Source organism: Pseudomonas fortuita, from assembly GCF_026898135.2.
GTDB lineage: Bacteria > Pseudomonadota > Gammaproteobacteria > Pseudomonadales > Pseudomonadaceae > Aquipseudomonas > Aquipseudomonas fortuita.
The window spans coordinates 4,399,970-4,415,962 of record NZ_CP114035.2 but is presented as its reverse complement, the minus strand read 5'-3'; the positions used below and the strand labels follow the sequence as shown (position 1 = coordinate 4,415,962).

Here is a 15,993-nt window from a genome sequence, read left to right as displayed (position 1 = left end):
CGGCGCTTCGCGGGGCAAGCCCGCTCCCACATTTGTTTCGGGCCAATCACTCCTGAGTCATTGGCGCGCGCCCCCTGTTCGTTCCATTGGATATCGAAGGGTGAGCATTCGCTCCTCTTCCATTTCCAGCCATGCGCCAAGGGTGCGCGCGCGGAAGGCACAGGCGAAATTGGCCCGAAACAGATGTGGGAGCGGGCTTGCCCCGCGAAGCGCCGCGCGGGCGGCGCTCGATCTCCGCCCCACTGCAAAACTCAAGACATCCGCTAGCGTTTACCCAGTATATTGCCCAGCATTTCTGGCCGCGGTGCCCCTTGCTGGCTTTGCAGATTGCCCTGCTCATCCTGATAGAAAATCGCCGGAGTCGCCTGCAACCCCATCTCTTCCATCAATGCCATGTTGGCTGCCAGCTTCTGCTGCACCGCCTCAGGCACCTGCTCCAGTGCCTTCAGCGTGCTGGCCTTGCCGGCTTTTTCATGCTGTTGCAGTGCCTTGGCCGGGTCTTTCGCAGCCAGCAGCGCCGCCGATTTACCCGGGCTGTCCTCGCGGATGATGCCGACCATGATATGGCGCAACTGCACCTTGCCCGACTCCACCCACGGCCGCGCCTGTTCCCAGAACATGTTGCAATAAGGGCAGTTCGGGTCGCTGAACAGGTACACCTTGCGCGGTGCATCGGCCTTGCCGTCGGCGATCCAGGCGGTTTTCTCCAGCTTCGCCCAGATTGCTTTGCTCATCGGTGCATACACCAGCTTTTCCAACGGCTCGGCGCTAAGGTCCTTGCCTTGTTCGTCGAACAGGCTGCCGACCACTACGTGCTTGCCGTCAGGGGTCAGGTACAGGGCCAGGGCGTTGTTCTGGTACTCGGCGGCGTAGCCGCGCAGGCCGTCAGGCGCGTTGAAGCTGCCTTTGATCACGGCGCCCTTGGCTTGCAGTTGCTGAACCGCCTTGGGCAGCTCTTCGGCCTGCAGGGGCGGGGCGGCCAGCAGGGCCAGGGACAGGGGCAGCAGTGCAGTCAGTCGCATGTCAGTTTCCTTGTGCGGCAGGGGCGGGCGCAGTGGCCCGGTCGAAAGGTTCCAGGGCGTGGCGCAGGCTGGCCCGGGACAGCTCGCCCAGGTGGCTGCCGATCAGCCGCCCGTCGGCGTCATAGAACAAGGTCGTGGGCAGGGCCATGGAACCGACCCGTTGGGCCAGCAGGCCGGTGCCGTCGAACAGCACGTGGGTCAGGCTCAGGCCGGTAGTGGCGAGGAAGGTGCTGACGTTTTCCGGGGTCTCGCCCTGATTGACGAACAGGAAGGTCACATGCGGGTATTCGCCTTGCGCCTGTTGCAGCACCGGCATCTCGCGCCGGCAAGGCGGGCACCAGGTGGCCCAGATGTTGATTACCAATGGCTTGCCGCGGTAGCTGTGCAGCGCCACCGGCTGGCCGCCAGCGTTGCGCAGGCTCAGTTCGGGCAGCTCGGTACCTTTGCTGTACAAATGTCCGCCGAAGCTGGCCAGGCCCCAGAACAGCGCGCCGCTGAACAGCGCCCAGCCCAGCGGGCGGCGCAGGCCTGGGTGGCGCCAGCCCTGCCACAGGGCACCAAAGACGATGCCGACAAGGCCCGTCCAGAGCAGGAACCCGCCGTCGCGGATGTCGATCATTTGCAACGGCTCATCGCGGTACATCGGCCAGTAGGCCAGCACGAAGCCGGCACGGGCGCACAGCAGGCCGATCAGGAACAGGTTGAACAGCGCCGATTCCGGGCTTTCGCCGCCACGCCGGGCGACCCACCAGCCGACCACGCTGGCGATCACCAGGGCGGTGAGCATCAACAGGTGGTTGAGGGCCATCGTCAGTGGCCCGAGGGTTACGGTCAGCATCAGCCTTGGCTCCTGGTCTGGGCCCAGTGTTGCTGGAACGCGGCGGCATCCACCTCACCGGTAATGCGCCGCGCGCGGCGTTCGTCGCCTTCCGGGCCGATCCAGATGATGCTGGGCGGGCCGGGTACCTGGTAGCGCTGCAGCAAGGCTTTGCTGGCTGTGCTGTCGGCGGTCACGTCCAGGCGCAGCAGGTGCACCCCGGCCAGGCCGGCCTGCACGTCGCTGCGGGCGAACACCTGTTTTTCCATGACCTTGCACGACACGCACCAGTCGGCATAGTAGTCGAGCATCACCCACTGGCCACGAGCCTTGGCCGCATCCAGTTCACGTTGCAGGTCTTCGGGGCGGCTGACCGTGACGAAGCTGTCTTCGGCATGCTGGCCAGCGACTGGCGCGCCACCACCACCGGTGAACGGGCGCAGCGGCTGCCACAGGTCATCGCCACCGGCTGCGGCGCCTACCAGCAACAGGCCGCCCCACAGGGCGCCCAGCAACGGTACGGCGCGCAACGCTGGCAGGCGCTGCAGGGCCGGCCAGGTGGCCCAGGCCAGGGCGATCAGCCAGGCGCCGCTCAGGGCCAGCAGCAGCGTGGCGGGCAACAGGCTGCGCACGGTATACAGCGCCATGGCCAGGAACACGAAGCCGAACACGCCCTTGACCCGGTCCATCCAGGCGCCTGGGCGCGGCAGGTAACGGTTGCCCAGGGTTACCAGCAACAGCAGCGGTACGCCCATGCCCAGGCCGAGGCTGAACAGCACCAGCGCGCCCTGCAGCACGTCGCCGCTCTGGGCGATGTACAGCAGCGCGCCGGCCAATGGCGCAGTCATGCACGGGCCCAGCAGCAGGCCGGACAACGCCCCGAGCAGCGCCGCGCCATACAGGTTGCCGCCACGGGTGCCTTGCCCGGCGCGGTCAAGGCGGTCCCGCACGGCGGCGGGCAGTTGCAGCTCGAAGGCGCCAAACATGGGCAGGGCCAGCAGCACGAACAGCCCCGCGAGGCTGCCCAGCAGCCAGGGTTGCTGCAGCCAGGCCTGCAGGCTGGCACCCAGCAGCGCGGCAACCACGCCCAGGGCGGCGTACACCAGTGCCATGCTCAGCACATACACCCCGGCCAGCAGCCAGCCGCGTCGGGCGCTGGCGCCATTGCCCAGTACCAGCCCGGCAAGGATCGGCAGCATCGGGAGCGAGCAGGGGGTAAACGCCAGCAGCAGGCCCAGGCCGAAGAACGCCAGCAGGCTCCAGGCCAGGTGGCCCTGTTGCAAGCCACTGGCCAGGGCCTGGTCGCTGGCTTGCTCGGCGGCTGGGGCCACACTGCCGCCCAGCTCGATCAGGGTGGTCTGCGGTGGATAGCACAGGCCGGCGTCGGCGCAGCCTTGCCAGCCCAGGCGCAACTGGCCTTGGGCATTGGCCGGCAGCAGCAGTTCGAGCTGGTCGCGGTACACCGCGCTGTCACCAAAGAATTCGTCATGGTGGTTGAGCGCCGGCGGCAACTGCGGGTGCTGCTCGGCAGGCAGGCCGTCGAATTTCAAGCGCTTCTGGTACAGGTAGTAGCCCGGCTTGATCTGGAAATACAGGCGCATCTGGCCATCGGCCTGGCGGTCGTGGGTGAGCACGAAGGCCTGGTCGACCGGCAGGAAGTCCGGTTTTACATCGAACGGGCTGGCCTGCAACGGCCCGGCCAGAAGCAGTGTGAGGAAGAGCAGGAGGACGCGCATGTCTTCGCCTTGGCAGATCTAGGAATGGGGCCATGCTGGCTGGGATTGATTAAAGGAAGGTTAACTCTGGTTTTTGGGCAGATGCTTGTCGGGGGATTCTTAGCGCCTGGGAGATCGAGCGCCGCCCGCGCGGCGCATCGCGAGCTGCGCTCGCTCCTACGTTTATTTCCGGCCAGTTACGCCTGTGACGGGCGCGCGCGACCGCCTTGTTTGTCCGACGCGATATGGCGCCATGCACCAAGGCGTTCGCGCGCAAATCCCCCAGAAATAACTGGCCCGAAACAAACGTAGGAGCGAGCGCAGCTCGCGATGCGCCGCGCGGGCGGCGCTCGATCTCCCAGGCGCCAAGAATCCCCCGGCAAACACCTGACAGCCCACCCCCAATCCCCCATCACCCCAGACACACCGCGACATATTGTCGGCTTGACTTTGCCTATCCCCACTCACTTGCTGTAAAGTTGACGCACAAGTCAGCTTTCCCCGCTAGCACTAGAATCAAAAATAGGGCAGGCCCCCCACTGCCCAGAGGATCAAGCATGTCCAACCGTGATATTTCCAGGCGCGCCTTCTTGCAAGGCGGGCTGATAGCTGGTGTCGGTGTGACCATGGCGCCACTCGGCAGCCAGGCGTTCGCCGCACTGATGGAGGACCGCGTCACCACCTCGCCGCAGAAGTGGATGAACCATGACGGCAAGGCCCGTTTCCGTAACGATGCCTTGTCCAAGGTGTGTGGCGACAAGGTGTTCGCCCGCGATATCCGCGCCAAGGACATGCCTGGCTGGCCAACGCAGCAAGGCCACGCGCTGCTGCTCAAGGCCACCAAGGCCGACCGTATCTATGCCGGGCATGACCTTAGCCTGCTCGGAAGCGAGTTGCAGCCGGACCGCATCGTTACCGCTGCCGACCTTGAGAAAGACGGTCTCGCCTGGCCCGAGGCCCATTCGCCCGACCCGCTGCTGCCGCCCGGCAAGGTGCCGATGTTCATTGGCCACCCGGTGGCAATCCTGATCTGGCACGACTTCGAGCGCTTCCGCCAGGCCAAACGCAAGCTGCAGTTCAACGAACAGGCGATCCGTTACGGCGCCCAGGCACCGCTGTACCAGCGCGACCCTTACGGCAGCTTCCGCTTCGTGCGCGTCGGCGGTGCCACGCCGTTCGACGACGATGAATTCTCGAGCCTGAAGAATTCCATGCTGTTCCCGACCATTCTCAACCGCAAGCCGGTGTGGTCGAAACAGCCCAACCAGCATGGCGACCTGACCGAGCAGGGGCTGTTCTACGCCAAGCGCATGGCCGAGCAACTGGACAACCCGCCCGAGGACTGGCTGGTGTTCGACGAGCGCTACAAAACGCCGTCCATCGAACCCGCCGCGCTGGAGCCGGACAACGGCAATGGCTGGTACGACCCCGCCAGCGGCACGCTGCACTTCGTGGTCGCCACCCAGTGCCCGTTCGAAGTGGCGCAGGAATGCGTGCACATGATCAAGCCGTCGCGTTTCGCCCTGAATACGCTGAACATGCACCCGGGTTACACCGTGGGCTATGGCTCCAAAGACAACAACATCTTCGTCTTCTACGCCGCCGTGGCTGCGCTGTATGGCGCCGGCGTGCCGATCCGCCTGGCCAACGACCGTTACGAGCAGTTCCAGAGTGGCATCAAGCGCCATGCCTTCGATATTCGCTACCAGTTGGCCGTGGACAAAAAGGACAACAGCTTCAAGATCTTCCGCGCCGACATGAGCTGCGACGGCGGCGGGCGCATCAACTACAGCCCGTCGGTAGCTGCGGTGGGGGCTACGGCAGCGCAGTCGATCTATTACATGCCGCAGAACGACCTGTCGGTCACCGCCTACCATTCTCGCGGTGTCGAGGCCGGCTCCATGCGCGGCTACGGCACCTTGCAGAGCATGGCGGCCACCGAGATGATGGTCGATGAAATTGCCGGCCGCCTGGGCGTCGATGCCATCGACCTGCGCCGTGCCAACGCGCTGAAATCGGGCATGAAAAACACCCAGGGCGCGGTGCCGGCGGGCGCGCTGCGTCTGTACGAGATTCTCGACAAGGCCGCCGTGCATGAAGGGTGGCGCAACCGCGATACGCGCAAGCAGCAGATGGACGCGCAGGACCAGGACCACTGGTACGGCGTGGGCTTTGCAATTTGCCAGAAGGACTTCGGCACCGGCTCCGAGGCGCCGATGGCCAGCATCGAGTTCAGCCGCGAGGGCCGCATCAGCCTGCGCCACATCGGCACCGAGCTGGGCACCGGCATGTCTACCTCGCAGGCCCTGGTGGTCAGCGATTTCCTTGGCCGCTCGGCTGACGAGGTCAGGACTGCGGTCACCGAATGGCCAGAGCTGCAACTGAGTACCAGTGGCAACCCGTACCTGATCAGCCAGCCCGAGCAGGATGCCGCGCTGCGCAACCCGCGCTGGGTGGGCAAGCTGGCGTCGCCATCGTCGGCGACCAACTCGGCCTTCTACTTCAGCCATGCCACCCGCGAAGCGGCGCGCGTGCTGTTCAACCACGGCCTGTGGCCGGCGGCCATGGCCATCTGGAGCCAGGGCCCGCATGGCGGCCAGGCCAACCCGCTGGTGGTGCGCCGCGAGAACGCGGTGTGGGTCAATGGTGAGCTGACCGGTAACGGCCTGCAGCCGATCCCGTTCGCCCAGCTGGCACAGAAGGCCCACGACATGGGCCTGGTCACCGGCGCCAGTGTGCACGGTTTCAACCGTTGGAGCTGGGCCGAGGCTGACTTCGTCATCGACGGCGTGCGCGAGCGCTTCCCGCTCGACGCCGTGGCGGTGAAGTACGGCGATGGCGCAGTGAGCGCCAAGAAGGCGCAGATGAGCAGCCACGGTTACCACCTGCTCGACCGGCAGAACGCAGCCTACCCCGATACCCAGCTGAACAACGCCATGGTCACCTACTACAGCCCGGTGGCAACCCTCGTTGAAGTCAAGGTCAACAAGGGCACCCATGAAGTGCAAGTGCTCAACCATCACAGCTGGGTCGAGTGCGGCCGGGTGCTGGTACCGGAGCTGGTCAAGGGCCAGCTAGAAGGCGGTATCGCCATGGGCATCGGCCACGCGCTGACAGAAGAAATGCCGTTGTACGAGGGTGGGCCCGGGGAGGGCGACTGGAACTTCAACCGCTACCGCCTGCCGCATGCGCGCGACGTGGCGGTGTGGCAGCAGACCAGCGAAATTCTCCCGCCGCTGTCACCGACCGACCCGTCCAAGGGCATCGCCGAAGTGGTGATGATCCCGGTCGTGGGGGCCATCGGCAATGCCGTTGCCCATGCCATCGGCAAGCGCGTGCGCGATCTCCCTATCACCCCAGCCCGTATCAAGGAGGCCCTCAATGGCTAACCGTCCACTGCAACTGACCCTCAACGGTCAACCGGTCGGCCCGGTCGAGGTCCCCGCTGACCTGGCGATGATCGACTACCTGCACGAACACCAGAACCTCACCGGCTCGCGCCTGGGCTGTGGCCAAGGCATCTGCCACGCCTGCGTGGTGATCGTCGACAACCCCGACGGCACCAGCGAGGAAGTGCGCACCTGCATCACCGGCGCCCACTATTTCGAGGGCAAGAAGGTGCGCACCATCGAGGGCCACGCCAAACCGGACGAGGCCGGCAACCTGACGCTGAACCCGATCCAGCAGAAGTTCGTTGACCTGTTCGCCTTCCAGTGCAGCTACTGCGCGCCGGGGTTCGTCAACGCTGCTACCGTGCTGGTGGAAACGGCCCAGCGCCAGCCGTTGAAGAAGAGCGAAGTGGAAGACCGCATCGAGGCCAGCCTCGGGCACCACATCTGCCGCTGCACCGGCTACGTGCGTTATTACGACGCTACCCGCAAGGTGCTCAACGATCTCGGCCTGGTCAAGGAGGGTTGAGCATGGGCTTTGTACGTAGCGCATGGGCGTTGGCACTGGGTCTGGCCGTCAGTTCGTTTGCCCTGGCGGCCGACGAGGCCCAGGTCAAGCGCGGTGAATACCTGGCACGCGCGGCCGACTGCATGGCCTGCCATACTGCCGAAGGCGGCGCGCCGTATGCTGGCGGGCTGCCGATTCATTCGCCGTTTGGCACCATTTACGGCAGCAACATCACCCCGGACAAGCAATACGGCATCGGCAACTACAGCGCCGACGAGTTCTTCGCCGCAGTCACCGAGGGCAAGCGCAAGGACGGCGCCAATCTGTATCCGGCGATGCCTTACACCTCGTACCACCTGATCAAGCGTGAAGATTCGGACGCGATCCTCGCCTACCTGATGACCATCCCGCCGATCAACCGCCCGGCACCGCAGACCGCGTTGCGCTTCCCGTTCAATGTGCGGATGGGCCTGAGTGGCTGGAACATGCTGTATGGCAAGAGCGTGCAGTTGCAGCCAACCGAAGGCAAAAGCCCGGCCTGGCAGCGTGGCCAGTACATGGTCGAGGTCATGGGCCATTGCGGCGAATGCCATACCCCGCGCAATCCCATCGGCGCGCTGCAGCAGGACCAGCGCCTGACCGGTGGCTTGCTTGGCGGCTACCTGGCGCCGAGCCTGCTGGCCCAGGACCTGGCCGAACGCGGCTGGACCCAGCCAGACCTGACCACCTTCCTCAAGCACGGCATCAGTGCCCAGGGCAGCATGTTCAACGAGATGTTCCCGGTGGTGCACCACAGCACCCAACACCTGGAAGACGCAGACCTGGCGGCCATGGCCACTTACCTGCTGGGCGACCAGCCACCGCCGGCCAAGGCCATCCAGGCAGTTGCCCTGGAGCAGATGAGCGACAGCGCCAAGCGCGGCCACCAGCAGTACCTGAACGTCTGCGCCGGCTGCCATGGTGTCGACGGCGAGGGCAAGCCGCACATCGCCGTGGCCATGCAGGGCAACACCGTGCTGCGCCAGGGTGACTCGCGCAACCTGGTCAAGGTCATCCTCGAAGGTATTCGTGAACAGCAGTTCACCGGCTTTGAACGCATGCAGCCAATGCCAGGCTTTGCCGACAAGCTGGATGACCAGCAGGTGACGGATATGGTCAACTACCTGCGCCAGGCGTGGGGTGGACTGCCCGGTGACCTGAAGGTACAGCAGCTCGCCGAGCTGAAGGCGGAGTAAACGTGCAACATCTCGATCTACAGGTGATTCGTCAGGCCTTGCAGTGGTCGTGCAACGGGCAACGTGTGTGGTTGTGCACGGTGCTGGCCACCTATGGCTCGGCGCCGCGTGCGCCGGGCTCGCTGCTGGCTGTCAATGCCAGTGGCCAGTGGCTGGGGTCGCTGTCCGGTGGCTGTGTCGAAGACGACTTTCTCGAACGCGTGGCCCTGGGTGAATTCCCGGAGCCGGTTGCCATCGTGCGTTACGGCGATGGCAGCGACCCGCGTTCGAGTGTCCGCTTGCCGTGTGGCGGTGTGCTTGAAGTGCTGGTGGAGAACCTGCCGGCCGAGTGCGAGGTGCAGGCGCACCTGCGTGAGATGGAAAGCGCGCTGCAGGGCCAGCGCCGGGTGCTGCGTGAAGTGAGCTTGCCCGAAGGTACCCGCCATCTGGCCGATGACCCTTCCCAGGGACCACGCGTCGAGCGGGAAGCAGCCTGTGTTCGCTTGCGTGTCGGCGCGGCCCAGCGCCTGCTGCTGGCCGGCTATTCCAGCGTGGCGCATTTTTGTGCCGAGTTCGGCAAAGGCATGGGGTTTGAAGTCATCCTTTGCGAGCCGCGGGACGAAGTGCTGGATGGCGTGCGGCTGGACGGCGTTGAAGTGCGCCGCGAGTTGCCTTCGGAGTTTATCCACCATGGCGGTTGCCATGCCGACACGGCGGTGGTGGCTTTGACCCACGACCCGAAGATCGACGACCTGGCGATGCTTGAAGCGGTGCGTACCGAGGCTTTCTACATTGGCGTGATGGGCTCCCGGGTGACCTCCGACAAGCGCCGTGAGCGCTTGCAGCGCATCGGCGGCCTGGGTGAAGTGGAATTGGGCCGCATCCATGCCCCGATCGGCCTCAACCTGGGCAGCAAGACCCCGGCCGAGATCGCACTGGCGGTGTTGGCCGATATCCTGCGGGTGCGCAACGGCATTGCGCGGGTGGCGCTGTGAGCGTGGTGGCCCTGGTGCTGGCGGCAGGGCGCGGTACGCGTTTCGGTTCCGACAAGCGCCGGGCCACCCTGGCCGATGGCCGCAGCTTGCTGGCGCATAGCGTGGAGCGAGCCCGGGCGGTGTTCGATGATGTGCGCGTGGTATTGCGCGCAGGTGAGCGGGCCGAGGATTTTGGCGTGCCCCCCGATTGCCAGGTAATCATCAGCCATCAAGCGGCCGCGGGCATGGGGCACAGCCTGGCGGCCGGCGCTCGGTCTTTGCTCGACAGCCATGCCCAGGCAGTGGCCATTTTGCTGGGTGACATGCCGTGGATCGAGTCGGCAACCTTGCGCCAACTGGCCGCAGCGGCCGCGGCTTCGACCATCGTGTTGCCACGCCATGCGGGGCAGCAGGGGCATCCGGTGATGTTCGGGCGTGATTTCTGGCCTGCGCTGGGGCAATTGTCCGGCGATGAAGGGGCGCGCTCGGTGGTGCAGGCCAATCGGGGCAGTTGTGTGGTGATCGAACTGGCAGATGCCGGGGTGTTGCTGGATGTCGATACGCCACAGGGGTTGATGTAGGGCCCTGGTGCTCACCACTGCACCCAAGACGAACACCCTGACCCACCCACAAAGGTCCATAATGCCCCCTTAATCCGCCCAAGGTGCAATGCCAGCCACACCACTCCGGGAGCCCCACCATGCACGTTCTGCTCTGCGAGGACGACGACCTGATCGCCGCCGGCATCTGCGCCGGCCTCACCGCCCAGGGCCTGACCGTGGACCGGGTGGGCAACGCCGCCGCTGCGCGGGCGATGTTGCAGGCCGCGCAGTTCGACGTGATGATCCTCGACCTCGGCCTGCCCGACGAAGACGGCCTCAAGCTGCTGCGCCGCCTGCGCCAGCAGGGTGTGGACCTGCCAGTGCTGGTACTCACGGCCCGCGATGCCGTCACCGACCGCGTCGATGGCCTGCAGGCCGGCGCCGATGACTACCTGCTCAAGCCGTTCGACCTGCGCGAGCTGGCCGCTCGCCTGCATACCCTGCTGCGGCGGGTGGCCGGGCGGGCGGTGAATGTGATCGAGCACGGGCCGTTGCGCTATGACCCGAGCAGCTGCGAGGCGACCCTGGCCGGCCAATCGGTCGACCTGTCCCGCCGTGAGCAGGCCTTGCTCCAGGCGTTGCTGCAAAACCCCGGGCGGGTGCTGTCCAGTGAACAGCTTAAAGATTGCGTATACGGCTTCAGCGATGAAGTCGAAAGCAACGCCCTGAACGTGCATATCCACCACCTGCGGCGCAAGCTGGGCAACGGCATTGTCGAGACCGTGCGTGGCCTGGGTTATCGGCTGGGCCCTGCGCAGGCCCCGGAGGAGGCCGCCTCATGAGCCTGCGGGTACGCCTGAGCCTGATTCTGGGCAGCGCTTTCGTGATCATCTGGGCGCTGGCCGCGGCGTGGATGCTGCGTGACCTGCGCCAGCAGATGATGTTTTCCCTCGACCAGCGTCTGGTAGCCTCGGCGCGCATGGTCGCCGGCCTGATCGACCAGTTGCCGCAACCCCTGACTGCCAAGGGCGGGGAGGCGCACTTTTCCGCCGACCAGTTCAGTGTGCCGGACGGCATGGCCTGCCAGGTCAGTTCGCTGCGTGGCGAGATCCTTGCCAGCAACCATAAGCACGATGGCGCCATGGACGACGAGCGCAGTGGCTTCCGTGACCAGACCATCGACGATGCCCTGTGGCGCACCTTCACCTACAACCATGGTGATGTGCGCATCACCACTGCCGACCGGCACATGGAGCGCGAGGCGCTGAACCAGTCGATCCTGCTGGCCGCTTCGGCGCCCGTGCTGATGGCCCTGCTCGGCAGCCTGGGGCTGTTGTGGATTGGCCTGGGCAAGGGCCTGGAGCCGCTCAACCGCATGCGCGACGCGTTGCGCCGTAGGCGCGCGGACAGTGTCGAACCCTTGCAGGTGGCGGGCATGCCCAGCGAGTTGCAGCCCTTGCTGGAAACCCAGAACCAGCTGTTCCTGCGTATAGCCCAGACCCTCGAGCGCGAGCGGCGCCTGACCGACGATGCGGCCCATGAATTGCGCAGCCCGCTGACCGCCATCAAGACCCACCTGCAGGTGGCACGCATGACCGATGGCGCGGTGCGCGAGCAGGCGCTGGAGCATGCCGAGCAGGGCACCGACCGCATGCACCGCACGCTGGAGCAGTTGCTGATGCTGGCGCGGGTGGAAGGCAGCCTGTCGTTCGAGGATGGGGTGCAGTGCAGCGCCGAGCAGGTGGCCCGCCAGGCGGTGCAGGATGCCGGTGGGGGTGACAACCGCCGCATCGTGCTGCGTCTGCCTGAAGAAGCCACGCAAATCTACCTGGGCATGCCCGCACCGTTGGCGGTGGCCGCGCTGCGCAACCTGCTGGACAACGCATTGCGCCATGGCGGCGATGAGGCGGTGGAGCTGGAGGTGCAGATGGCCGACGGCCAGGTGGGCTTCATGGTGCGCGACCACGGGCCAGGGATTGCCGAAGGCGACCTTGAGCACCTGACCGAGCGCTTCTGGCGCAATGGGCAGAGTGGCGGCTGCGGGTTGGGGTTGGCGATTGTCCAGGCGATCGTGCAGCGGTGTGCGGGTAGCCTGCGCTTTGACAGCCGTAGCGATGGGTTGCGGGTGCTCTTGCAAGTACCGGCGCGATCCGGGCATTGATGTTTATCGGCTGGGCGGGCCTCTTCGCGGGTGAACCCGCTCCCACAGGTACTGCACAGGCTTCAAGAGCGGTGCGATTCCTGTGGGAGCGGGTTCACCCGCGAAGAGGCCGGTGCAGGCAAAGTAAAATCCAGTAACAACCGCTAAATCCTCCCGGCACTCAAGCGTTTTTCAAGCGATAACTGCCCATTCGCTTGCTTGCGAGGATTTACCCATGTCCACCGCTTCCAGCCTTGCCCAGGTTGCACCGGTCAGCGCGTCGCAACCTTTGTACGAGTTTACCGAATCCCCCCTGCTGCAACGCCAGCAACAGCAGGAGTCCAATGCCCGCAGCTACCCGCGGCGTATTCCGCTGGCGCTCAAGCGCGCCCGTGGCATCTATGTGGAGGATGTTGAAGGCCGCCAGTTCATCGACTGCCTGGCGGGCGCCGGCACGCTTGCGTTGGGCCACAACCACCCGGTGGTGGTCGAGGCGATCCAGCGTGTGCTGGCCGATGAGCTGCCCTTGCATACCCTGGACCTGACCACGCCGGTGAAGGACCGCTTCGTCCAGGACCTGTTCGGCATTCTGCCCGAGGCGCTGCGCCGCGAGGCCAAGGTACAGTTCTGCGGCCCGACCGGCACTGATGCCGTGGAGGCGGCGCTCAAGCTGGTGCGCACGGCCACCGGCCGGAGCACTGTGCTGGCCTTCCATGGCGCCTACCACGGCATGAGCCAGGGCGCGTTGAACCTGATGGGCAGCAACGGGCCGAAGCAGCCGCTGGGCGCCTTGCTCGGCAACGGCGTGCAGTTCATGCCGTACCCCTACGACTACCGCTGCCCCTTCGGCCTGGGCGGTGAAGCAGGGGTCAGGGCCAACCTGCATTACCTGGAAAACCTGCTGCTCGACCCGGAAAGCGGCGTGCCTCTGCCGGCGGCAGTGATCCTTGAGGTGGTGCAGGGCGAGGGTGGTGTGATCCCGGCCGATATCGAATGGCTCAAAGGGGTCCGCCGTATTACCGAGCAGGCCGGCGTTGCGCTGATCATCGACGAGATCCAGAGCGGCTTTGCCCGCACCGGGCGCATGTTCGCCTTCGAACATGCCGGCATCGTGCCGGACGTGGTCACCTTGTCCAAGGCCATTGGCGGCAGCCTGCCGCTGGCGGTGGTGGTGTACCGCGACTGGCTGGATACCTGGAAGCCGGGTGCGCATGCCGGTACCTTCCGTGGCAACCAGATGGCCATGGCCGCGGGGTCGGCGGTCATCAACTACCTGGTCGAGCATCGCCTGGCCGAGCATGCCGAGGCCATGGGGCAGCGTTTGCGCCAGCACCTGCTGCAGTTGCAGCGCGATTATCCGCAACTGGGTGATGTTCGCGGGCGTGGCTTGATGCTGGGGGTCGAGTTGGTGGACCCGCAGGGCAGAACGGATGCCTTGGGTCATCCGCTGGCCAACCGCGAGCTGGCGGCCAAGGTGCAGCGTGAGTGCCTGAAGCGCGGGCTGATCCTGGAACTGGGCGGGCGGCATGGCGCAGTGGTGCGCTTCCTGCCGCCACTGATCATCAGCGCCGAGCAGGTTGATGAAGTGGCGCAGCGTTTTGCCGAGGCGCTTGTGGGAGCGGGCTTGCCCCGCGAAGCAGGCAACGCTGTGCATGGCACCGGCTGCGCCGGGGTTCGTGGGACAAGCCCGCTCTCATAGAACAACGTATTGATTTGGCGTCAACTTGTGGGAGCGGGCTTGCCCCGCGAACACCGGCAAAGCCGGTGCCATACACAGCGTTGCCTGCTTCGCGGGACAAGCCCGCTCCCACACCAGGCACTGTTCTCCGCGTGACAGCGCAGCCTATAGGGGATGAGTGGCCTCCCACAAAGTCACCGCTAAATCAGTCAATCAAAGTGTGTTCCATGAGAGATCACCCAGCCCTTCCGGGCTGCGCTGTCGCGCAGCAAACAGGATGCGGATGACGCCAGCTGTGCACCGGCGTTAATCCGTGTCGGCACAGCTTGCTGTGACCACGTATAGAAGAGTGAACACTTCACCGCCATTGACCCCGCGCACCTGTTTGATAGAAGCTGCCTTGCCGGCGAAAGGCGCAAAGCGCCCCCGGCTCTCATAGAACAACGTATTGATTTGGCGTCAACTTGTGGGAGCGGGCTTGCCCCGCGAACACCGGCAAAGCCGGTGCCATACACAGCGTTGCCTGCTTCGCGGGACAAGCCCGCTCCCACACCAGGCACTGTTCTCTGCGTGACAGCGCAGCCTATAGGGGATGAGTGGCCTCCCACAAAGTCACCGCTAAATCAGTCAATCAAAGTGTGTTCCATGAGAGATCACCCAGCCCTTCCGGGCTGCGCTGTCGCGCAGCAAACAGGATGCGCATGACGCCAGCTGTGCACCGGCGTTGATCCCTGTCGGCACAGCTTGCTGTGCCCACCTACAGAAGACTGAACACTTCGTCGCCATTGACCCCGCGCACCTGTGTGATAGAGGCTGCCTTGCCGGCGAAAGGCGCAAAGCGCCCCCGGCTAGTTCCAGTCAATCAAAGGTCCGCCCGGCCCGCCAATAGCCCATCAAGGTCAGGCACTCGCGCGGCAACCCGCGCTCCTTGATCAGGTAGCGGCGAATATCCATGACGGTCGCCGATTCCCCTGCCACCCAGGCATGAAACGCACTGTTGGCGCTACTGGCCTGCTCCCACAGTATCCGTGTATCGATATCCACCTCTTCCAGCTTCACTCGCGGTGCGGCTTGCCCCTGCGGCAGGCTGGCCAGTTCGCGCACGGCATGCTGCATGGCCTGGCCATGCTCGCAATTGAGCAACTCGCGGGGCAACCAGTGAAGGTCGGTGGCGCTGCCATGGTGCAAAGGCAGGCAGTCAGCCTCCAGCGGTACCTCGATGAATGCCTGCACCGCCAATCCGAGCTGGTCGTCGGCCAGTTGCTCAAGAATGCCGGCAATTGCCGGCAGCGCGGTTTCGTCACCGACCAACAGTATGTTGCGCACACCCTGTGGCGGTTTCCATTCATAGCCACCGGTGTCGCCCTCATAGGCCAGGTTGGGCGCCACCATCTGCAAGCTGTCACCCACCTGCGCGTGGGTAGCCCAGGCCGAAGCGGGGCCGTTGACGCCATGCAGCACGAAATCGATATCCACTTCCAGCGCCTCGCGGCGCAGGGCGCGGATGGTGTAGGTGCGCATGGGCGGGCGCTGGTCTGCCGGCAAGGCGCTGTGGGCAGCCTTCCAGTGCCGCTCGTTGCTCAGGTTTGGCCGTGAGCCGTCGGGCGCGGGAAACAGCAGCTTGACCCGCTGGTCCGGCGCCAATGTGGTCATTTCGGCAACATCCGGGCCGCTGAACACCAGGCGGGTCAGCGAAGGGCTGAGCGCGATCCGCCGCTTCAGTTGCACATCGAAAATCCGGTAGCTGGGCTGTTTGCCGGGCAGCGCTTGAGTGACCCGCTTGCGCAGGGTGTTGGCCAGGGTGGAGAGCATCGCGAGGGCCGCCTTCTGGAGAATGGGTATGACGTTCAGACGAGTCGCCCACCCGGCGATTTAAGCGGGCAGCCCGGGCGGTCGTCGGTGGCCGGGGCTTTGGCTAAATCAGCTCGCGGTTGTTTCGTCTTTGAGGGATGACTGGGCCCTGTGGTCCCGCTTCCTATCGCTAAGGACGCATC

At 65.2% G+C, this 15,993-nt stretch carries 11 protein-coding genes and 1 pseudogene; 8 read left to right on the top strand and 4 right to left on the bottom strand.

Annotated elements, in window-relative coordinates; genetic code table 11:
* Positions 1–263 precede the first annotated feature (263 nt).
* Genes dsbG through dsbD form a run of 3 tightly spaced genes read right to left on the bottom strand, consistent with a single transcriptional unit; the run spans position 264 to position 3,575 of the window.
* Positions 264–1,022: a thiol:disulfide interchange protein DsbG gene (dsbG, locus tag OZ911_RS20220; RefSeq protein WP_023048273.1), complete on the bottom strand. Its 759-nt coding sequence runs from the start codon at positions 1,020–1,022 to the stop codon at positions 264–266.
* Between the two features lies 1 nt (position 1,023).
* On the bottom strand, positions 1,024–1,860 hold the full coding sequence (locus OZ911_RS20215; protein WP_016488322.1) for a TlpA disulfide reductase family protein: 837 nt from the start codon (positions 1,858–1,860) through the stop codon (positions 1,024–1,026).
* On the bottom strand, positions 1,860–3,575 hold the full coding sequence (dsbD, locus tag OZ911_RS20210; RefSeq protein ID WP_070086819.1) for a protein-disulfide reductase DsbD: 1,716 nt from the start codon (positions 3,573–3,575) through the stop codon (positions 1,860–1,862). Before dsbD ends, OZ911_RS20215 begins: the two co-directional genes overlap by 1 nt.
* A gap of 536 nt (positions 3,576–4,111) precedes the next feature.
* Here dsbD and OZ911_RS20205 point away from each other — a divergent pair.
* The 8 genes and pseudogenes from OZ911_RS20205 to OZ911_RS20170 form a co-directional block, all read left to right on the top strand.
* Entirely contained in the window at positions 4,112–6,943 is a 2,832-nt protein-coding gene (locus OZ911_RS20205; protein ID WP_016488320.1) for a xanthine dehydrogenase family protein molybdopterin-binding subunit, read from the top strand.
* Positions 6,936–7,472: a (2Fe-2S)-binding protein gene (locus OZ911_RS20200; RefSeq protein ID WP_016488319.1), complete on the top strand. Its 537-nt coding sequence runs from the start codon at positions 6,936–6,938 to the stop codon at positions 7,470–7,472. The genes OZ911_RS20205 and OZ911_RS20200 overlap by 8 nt, the downstream gene beginning before the upstream one ends.
* Before the next feature lie 2 nt (positions 7,473–7,474).
* Positions 7,475–8,686: a cytochrome c gene (locus OZ911_RS20195; RefSeq protein ID WP_016488318.1), complete on the top strand. Its 1,212-nt coding sequence runs from the start codon at positions 7,475–7,477 to the stop codon at positions 8,684–8,686.
* A 2-nt stretch (positions 8,687–8,688) separates the two neighbouring features.
* Positions 8,689–9,660 (top strand): XdhC family protein, encoded by a 972-nt coding sequence (locus tag OZ911_RS20190; RefSeq protein WP_016488317.1) that lies wholly within the window; start codon positions 8,689–8,691, stop codon positions 9,658–9,660.
* Positions 9,657–10,220 carry a nucleotidyltransferase family protein gene (locus OZ911_RS20185; protein ID WP_023047084.1) on the top strand — a complete coding sequence of 188 codons (564 nt, stop codon included), beginning with the start codon at positions 9,657–9,659 and terminating at the stop codon, positions 10,218–10,220. Before OZ911_RS20190 ends, OZ911_RS20185 begins: the two co-directional genes overlap by 4 nt.
* A 119-nt stretch (positions 10,221–10,339) precedes the next feature.
* Positions 10,340–11,023 carry a response regulator gene (locus OZ911_RS20180; protein ID WP_016488315.1) on the top strand — a complete coding sequence of 228 codons (684 nt, stop codon included), beginning with the start codon at positions 10,340–10,342 and terminating at the stop codon, positions 11,021–11,023.
* On the top strand, positions 11,020–12,342 hold the full coding sequence (locus OZ911_RS20175; RefSeq protein ID WP_016488314.1) for an ATP-binding protein: 1,323 nt from the start codon (positions 11,020–11,022) through the stop codon (positions 12,340–12,342). Before OZ911_RS20180 ends, OZ911_RS20175 begins: the two co-directional genes overlap by 4 nt.
* Positions 12,343–12,556: 214 nt before the next feature.
* A pseudogene (locus OZ911_RS20170) lies at positions 12,557–13,948 on the top strand (aspartate aminotransferase family protein); the annotation flags it as partial.
* Positions 13,949–14,857: 909 nt separating this feature from the next.
* Here OZ911_RS20170 and OZ911_RS20165 read toward each other — a convergent pair.
* On the bottom strand, positions 14,858–15,811 hold the full coding sequence (locus tag OZ911_RS20165) for a siderophore-interacting protein (RefSeq protein ID WP_023047086.1): 954 nt from the start codon (positions 15,809–15,811) through the stop codon (positions 14,858–14,860).
* Between the last annotated feature and the right edge of the window lie 182 nt (positions 15,812–15,993).

Coding starts and splice junctions, on each gene's coding strand:
- dsbD (WP_070086819.1), bottom strand. CDS start 3,575: ATGCGCGTCCTCCTGCTCTTCCTCACACTGCTTCTGGCCGGGCCGTTG.
- OZ911_RS20195 (WP_016488318.1), top strand. CDS start 7,475: ATGGGCTTTGTACGTAGCGCATGGGCGTTGGCACTGGGTCTGGCCGTC.
- OZ911_RS20180 (WP_016488315.1), top strand. CDS start 10,340: ATGCACGTTCTGCTCTGCGAGGACGACGACCTGATCGCCGCCGGCATC.
- dsbG (WP_023048273.1), bottom strand. CDS start 1,022: ATGCGACTGACTGCACTGCTGCCCCTGTCCCTGGCCCTGCTGGCCGCC.
- OZ911_RS20165 (WP_023047086.1), bottom strand. CDS start 15,811: ATGCTCTCCACCCTGGCCAACACCCTGCGCAAGCGGGTCACTCAAGCG.
- OZ911_RS20200 (WP_016488319.1), top strand. CDS start 6,936: ATGGCTAACCGTCCACTGCAACTGACCCTCAACGGTCAACCGGTCGGC.
- OZ911_RS20205 (WP_016488320.1), top strand. CDS start 4,112: ATGTCCAACCGTGATATTTCCAGGCGCGCCTTCTTGCAAGGCGGGCTG.
- OZ911_RS20175 (WP_016488314.1), top strand. CDS start 11,020: ATGAGCCTGCGGGTACGCCTGAGCCTGATTCTGGGCAGCGCTTTCGTG.
- OZ911_RS20215 (WP_016488322.1), bottom strand. CDS start 1,860: ATGCTGACCGTAACCCTCGGGCCACTGACGATGGCCCTCAACCACCTG.